Below are 5,596 nucleotides of genomic sequence, written 5' to 3' on the forward strand. Positions count from 1 at the left end.
TTGCTGCTTGAACAGAATGATGAATGGGCCGTGCAGCGGGCGCGCTACATGACACTTGAGACAATCAGATGAGCGATGATCCGCTCATCAGCCTGCCGGCAGTGGCGCGCTGATCAATTCCGGCCCATGCCGGAGAGCACGGCGACCAATGCCGCCAGCTACACCACTCCAGTGGGCACGATCAAGAACCGCAGACACGAGGCCTTTGTCAACCGGTGGGGAGCGACGGTTGACTTGCTAATGATTCCGCCGTGCGGGCTTCGACGCATCTGCCGCCCCGTGGCGGCCCGGAAGACGCTCAGTAGTTGCAGCGCCGGGGGCACGCGACCAGATGGTTCTCAAGACTTCTTGACCATGCCGGGGTTTCCGAACGGCGCTCCCAGATACCGCGCGCCGCGACCATCGGAAACTAAAATACAGATCGGCATGCTGCGGGCTGATGACGCCAGCGATGGTACGGCTGACGCGAAAGTTGAAGCCCTCCACCGAATTGACGTGGACGGCTTCCCGGCGCTCTGGCCGGTGACGCGCGTCCCGCGGTCGCGAGCGGTCTTTCAGCGCAAGCAAGCGAACGCGACATTGAAAGCGCAGATCGAATCGAGAGTTCATTGATGTGCGACGAGTGAAAAGCATTCATGGCCATTGGTGAGAGCTTTGCGAAGCGCGAGACCGTGGAGCATCCCAGTGGTTGGCCATGACCGGCGCCTTCTCCGTATTCACTTGGCCTTTCCGGCCCCGGCCCGGAGGTGCGCAATCCGACAGCTTTCGTTGGTTTCACCGAGATATCCTCAACCGTGGCGTCGAGCATGTTTTCCCGCGCCACCATCAGCCGCAGTGCGTGGCCCATCCGCCAGGCCGTCGGCTGGCACACTCCACGATCTCGGCGAGCCGGACCGAGGACAAGCCCTTATCCGGCTACAGCAGCAGCCAGGTGACCTTCAACAGACACGTAAAGGCAGGCAGGTCGGTCTAATGCAGCTGGGCGTGGGTCGTCACGGTGAACTGGAACCGGCAATCGCCATTGGAGCATTGATAGAGACCCGGTCGCGCACGCCGCTTGCCGGTTATCGCGACGACCAAGCGCGATCGAACGCTTGTAATCACAGGCCGGGAAAATCCGACCATCAGGTCACAGCATGCTTGCCAGCGACCAACGGCAATGCCGCTCATCCCCGAAGGCCACGATCATCTCTTCAACGGCGATGAACTCGGCAGTGAGATCGGGGCGGTGGATACGGTAAGTAACGTTCTTCGAGAATGATGGCTTTCCTCACGTTACCTGGAACCCAAACGCGAGTGGGTCGCGCTTATCGACAAGAATGGTATTATACCCGGTGACCCGCGCCCATCCGCCGATACTCGGAAGAATGGCAGGACGTCCTGCAACTTGCGACACATTCTCCACACGACCATGGAACAGCGTCCCGATCAAAGACTCGTGAACAAATGTTTCGCCGACGTTCAGCAACCCTTTTGCGACGAGCTGTGCCATGCGGGAGGAGGTGCCCGTGCCACAGGGCGAGCGGTCGATCCCGCGTTCACCGAAAAACACGGTGTTGCGTGCATTTGCTTCCGGGTGCTTGGCCTTGTCAGCCCACATGACATGGCTCACCCCAGAAATCCGATCGTCCTCTGGATGCACCGGCCCCACGGCATTCTGTACCAATTTGCGGACAACCGGGCTAATCTTGAGGATATCGTCGGCCGTCATGTTGTCGAGACCAGCCCAGTTCTTCTGAGGTTCCAAAATGGCATAGAAGTTGCCTCCGTAGGAGACGTCCACAATAAGTTCTCCAATGCCTGGAACGTCGATTTTCGCGTCACTTACATGAAGATAGGCCGGCACATTGTAGATGCGGACCTCATCAATGAAACGACCGTTTCGTGTGTACTCCACCTCGACGCGACCGGCGGGCACCTCAAGCGCAAGCCGCCCCTCGGTCTTTGGCACCACGAAACCCTGTTCCAGTGCGGCGGTTACCGTCCCGATAGTGCCATGGCCGCACATGGGAAGGCAGCCGGAAACCTCAATAAACAGCACACCGATATCGCAATCCGCACGTGACGGAGGATAGAGTATAGAGCCCGACATAACATCATGGCCGCGAGGCTCGAACATCAACGCCTGGCGCACCCAGTCATGGTCGCGCAGGAATATCTGACGCTTTTCGGCCATGCTGACGTTGGGCAGTATTGGAGCTCCCCCGGCAACAACGCGAACGGGACTGCCACATGTATGCGCATCGATGCATATGAAGGTATGGGGGTTCATTTTATGCTCCAGATCAGGAAAAACGGAAAGGGTGTGAGATTGGTCGTTGGCGCTCTTTCGGCAACCATGTCTGCGAGCAGCCGCCCGGCCGTGGGCCAAGCATTGCAGCGTGGCGAGAAACCGATCACCGGGAGTGCCTCGGGAGGCTTGGACGACGCCCATCCATCCTGTGCCCTCTGTTGATATAAGATCCGGGAGGTAAAGCCTTTGCAAGTTTTGCCAACGCGGTAGTTCGACGATGGGGGGCGGCTCCAGCCCGCGAATTCGGAGGCGCCGCCGATTCGCAATCCCATGTCTCCGGTCTAGCAACGAACTTGCGCCCTGCAAAATTGATCTCCGGGAAAGCGTCACTCCAGAATTTGGTATCGTGCTGTTTGTAGCCGCGTTCGCTTCCAAGCAACACACCGATGGTCTTGGAGGCGCGCCGACCCATCCACCCTACACCAGCTGCAATCACAATCACCAATTTGTCATAACGGGTACCTACCCTTCGCGTCAGTGGAACTGAAAAACTCGCACCGGCGCGGCCGAAGCACGCCCTGCCCGACTTTGCAAAGACGCAACAAGTTTGAACGGCAGCCGCTGCAACAAATCTGCAAGAAAACTCGAAATAAAATTCGCAGAGTCTTAACGCCGCAAACTCGTTGACGATGGTAGCCTCGGGGCAAGGTCTCAGGTCAAGGGCGGCTACAAAGATGCCGACAATCGTTCAGACCGCCGCATCGCACGCACCGAAGGAGTCCACCGCCAATGGCAAGAGCGCTGATCCTGATTGGAGGCACGATAATGGGCTCGGGTCTGCTATACCTCCGGGCTGCTCAGCGTCTTGGCCTTCAGCCAATTGCCCTTTCGGACGATCCAACTCGGTATGACCATTTCGCGGCGAAAGGGGTTGAATCAATCCGTGTTGATACAGACGATCTGGACGCGCTGATCCGCGAATGTTCCCGGCTGCGAGCGACTCATGAGATCGCTGGCATAACGGGCGCTGCCGATTCTTTTTATGCGATGGCAGGCAAACTCTGTCGGCACTTCGATCTGCCTGGACCGAATCCGGAAGCTATCGAACAATGCCTCGATAAGTACACTCAACGTCAACTTCTCGCGGCCTCAGGCGTTCCGATGCCCGCTTATCGCTTGGCAGCCAATGCAGCTGAAGTGGAGGATTCTGCCGTGGAGCTTGGACTGCCAGTGATAGTCAAGCCTGCAGTGGGCAGCAACAGTGAGGGTGTCCGATTGTGCCGCACTGCCGATGAGGTAGTCGAACATACGACCCATTTGTTGGGCGGGGAGCACACATGGCGGTCCTCGCCGAGGATCCTGGTCGAAGAATTCGCACAAGGCCCTTATTATACCGCTGAGATAATGGGGAAAGAGGTCGTTGCAATTGGCACCGGTGAGTTCGGTCCTCCACCGCATTTCGTCTATCGTGGGGGCACGATACCGGCCCCGCTCACTGATGAAGAGCATGAGCGCATCGCCGAAGTTTCGCTGAGCTGTTTGCGCGCTCTCGGCCTTGGTTGGGGGCCAACGGGCATTGAGTTCCGGTGGACGAAGCGCGGCCCGGTCGTCATTGAAGTCAATCCGCGGCTTCATGGCTCGCCCACTCCCCAACTGGTTCATCTGGCTTACGGTGTCGATCTGATCACCGAGCACATCAAGGTTGCCATTGGTGAAGAATGCGATGTGCGTAGAGGTCACTCGCAGACAGCGGGCGTGCGATTCCTGGTTGCTGACCGCGATGGCACCCTTGATTGGATCGATGGCGACAGTCAAGCCGCCGCAGTATCAGGTGTTGCCGAGGTCAAGTTCTATGTTGAACCAAAGGCGATTATCGAGAGAAAAGGCAACTATCGAGACTGTCTTGGACATATCATCGCCACTTCATCAAGTCTTCCCCGAACCGAAGCGATACTTCAGCGTGCCTTCGACTTGATCGATTTCTCGATAGCACCATTTTCGATCATTGATGAAGCGAACTCACCCTGTGCTAAATCAACATAATAGCTAGAGCGTGTATATACCATGTCCGATACAACTCATAATACGGCAGTAGTTGCCGAAGGCTACCGGGAGCTCTTCGGAGTCGATGGCAAGGTAGTCTGCATCTCAGGCTCGAGCCGCGGTCTAGGGAAGGCGCTCGCCACCTGCTTTGGACGGTTAGGCGCGAAGATAGTCCTTTCCTCTCACAATAGTGAAGAGCTGACCGAAGCGGAGGCCGAACTTGCGGGCCAGGGATTAAACGTGACAGCTATCCGCGCTGATGTGCGGGCGCACGATGATTGCAAGGCATTGATCAGTGGTACGGTCGACCGGTTTGGGCGGATCGATGTGATGGTCTGCAACGCAGGGACCGACATTATTAAGCCAGCGCATTCATATGAAGAACCGGAATGGGACGAAATTGTCGACACCAATCTGCGTGGCTACTACTATTGCGCCAAGTTTTCCGCCCAAGCAATGCTCAGCCAAGGCGGCGGCAGCATCATAATGACGTCTTCGGTAGCCGGTTCACTCGGCATACCAGGCTTGGCTGTCTATGCTGCGAGCAAAGGGGGCGTCAATCAACTCACGCGCACCATGGCGGTAGAATGGGCTGATAAGGGCATTCGTGTAAATGCCGTCGCACCTGGGTTCATTAACAACTTCATGGATGGGGTGCATCCTAGCCTCGACACCCCTTACCAGCGCCGTGCAATGGAATTCACTCCGATGCGACGCCGGGGCAATTTGTCGGAATTTTTCGGGCCTTACATTTTCCTCGCGAGCTCAGCCGCATCGTTCGTCACCGGCGAGATTCTCTACGTCGATGGGGGCTACGCCGCGAGCTGATCCAAACAGGCGCTTTCAGTTGTGTGGCGTCAGAAGGAAAGTGGAATAATGTTCAGCACGATATCAGATGGAGTTAACTTCCTAGACTGCACCCTACGCGACGGTGGGTACTACACGGGTTGGGATTTTTCACCAGGACTGGTCTCGGACTATGTCGCTACCATCAACGCCCTCCCGGTACGCATGGTCGAGCTGGGGCTCGCCGGTAAGCCTGAGAGTAGCGGATATTTCGCCAGTATGACTACCTCTAAGGCCGAAGAGGTAGCCGCTGATCTCCTGGTTGAAGCATGCGTGATGATCGATGCCAAAGATGTGCTTGCGAGCGAACTGCCTTTACCTATCGCCTTGGCGCGCCTGACAGAGGGATTACGGCCAGGGCGGATCACGACAATACGCGTCGCGGCGCACTACAGCAAAGTGGCGGCATGCCGGAACATTTGCGCTGAGCTGTCGCAGAGGAGCTTCCGTGTGTTTTTGAACCTCATGCAGATC

Annotated in this window: 3 protein-coding genes and 2 pseudogenes; 3 read left to right on the forward strand and 2 right to left on the reverse strand. The window is 57.2% G+C overall.

Features of this window, described 5'->3' with window-relative positions; genetic code table 11:
- Window positions 1–158: 158 nt before the first annotated feature.
- Window positions 159–1,189, reverse strand: a pseudogene (locus EOA24_RS25700) (IS1595 family transposase).
- Window positions 1,190–1,270: 81 nt separating this feature from the next.
- Entirely contained in the window at window positions 1,271–2,272 is a 1,002-nt protein-coding gene (locus EOA24_RS25705; RefSeq protein ID WP_127410188.1) for a 4-hydroxyproline epimerase, read from the reverse strand.
- Window positions 2,273–3,022: 750 nt separating this feature from the next.
- Here EOA24_RS25705 and EOA24_RS25710 point away from each other — a divergent pair.
- The 3 genes and pseudogenes from EOA24_RS25710 to EOA24_RS25720 form a co-directional block, all read left to right on the forward strand.
- On the forward strand, window positions 3,023–4,276 hold the full coding sequence (locus EOA24_RS25710) for an acetyl-CoA carboxylase biotin carboxylase subunit family protein (RefSeq protein ID WP_127410189.1): 1,254 nt from the start codon (window positions 3,023–3,025) through the stop codon (window positions 4,274–4,276).
- A 21-nt stretch (window positions 4,277–4,297) separates the two neighbouring features.
- Window positions 4,298–5,104: an SDR family oxidoreductase gene (locus EOA24_RS25715; protein WP_189354216.1), complete on the forward strand. Its 807-nt coding sequence runs from the start codon at window positions 4,298–4,300 to the stop codon at window positions 5,102–5,104.
- A gap of 48 nt (window positions 5,105–5,152) precedes the next feature.
- A pseudogene (locus tag EOA24_RS25720) lies at window positions 5,153–5,596 on the forward strand (hypothetical protein); the annotation flags it as partial.

This window comes from Mesorhizobium sp. M2A.F.Ca.ET.039.01.1.1, assembly GCF_003998035.1.
In the GTDB taxonomy this organism is placed as follows: Bacteria; Pseudomonadota; Alphaproteobacteria; order Rhizobiales; family Rhizobiaceae; genus Mesorhizobium.

Bases quoted from the DNA above. Each gene is read 5' to 3' on its own strand.
- EOA24_RS25705 (WP_127410188.1), bottom strand. From the start codon at position 2,272: ATGAACCCCCATACCTTCATATGCATCGATGCGCATACATGTGGCAGT.
- EOA24_RS25710 (WP_127410189.1), top strand. From the start codon at position 3,023: ATGGCAAGAGCGCTGATCCTGATTGGAGGCACGATAATGGGCTCGGGT.
- EOA24_RS25715 (WP_189354216.1), top strand. From the start codon at position 4,298: ATGTCCGATACAACTCATAATACGGCAGTAGTTGCCGAAGGCTACCGG.